The organism is Megasphaera sp. UPII 135-E (assembly GCF_000221545.1).
Classification (GTDB): domain Bacteria; phylum Bacillota; class Negativicutes; order Veillonellales; family Megasphaeraceae; genus Megasphaera; species Megasphaera hutchinsoni.
The window spans coordinates 1-566 of the sequence record NZ_AFUG01000019.1; the positions used below are offsets into that span (position 1 = coordinate 1).

General features: G+C 34.3%; 1 protein-coding gene. It reads left to right on the plus strand.

Annotated features, from left to right (window positions below; all coding sequences use genetic code 11):
* A partial coding sequence (locus tag HMPREF1040_RS03160; protein ID WP_007392470.1) for an IS3 family transposase occupies positions 1-527 on the plus strand: 527 nt, incomplete at its 5' end.
* Positions 528-566: the final 39 nt, after the last annotated feature.

A 566-nucleotide genomic window follows, 5' to 3' on the forward strand; every position in this document is an offset into this window, starting at 1 on the left:
CAAGCAACATCATAAATAGAGACTTCACAGCAACAAAGCCATTTGCTAAGTGGACTACAGATGTATCCCAGTTTAACTTCGCGTGGGGCAAATGCTATCTATCACCAATATTAGATATGTACACAAACGAAATCATCTCATACGACTTATCATTGCATCCAACACTAGAACAAGTATCAAGAATGCTTAATAGAGCATTTGAAAAGTTTCCATGTGTAAAAGGCTTAATCATGCACTCAGATCAAGGCTGGCAATATCAAAACAGCTACTACATCAAAGAATTAGAAAAGCATCAAATAACTCAGTCAATGTCAAGAAAAGGAAACTGCTACGATAACTGTATCATGGAAACATTCTTTGGAAGACTTAAAACAGAGATGTATTATGGATGTGAGAGAGAATTTAAAACATTTGATGATTTTTCAAAAGCAATTGACGAATATATATACTACTACAACAACGAAAGAATTCAGAAGAAAACAAAATGGATGCCACCTACTTTGTATAGGTTAGCATCCACCATGTAAACTAAATATTAATGTGTCCAGTTTTTTGGGTACACATCA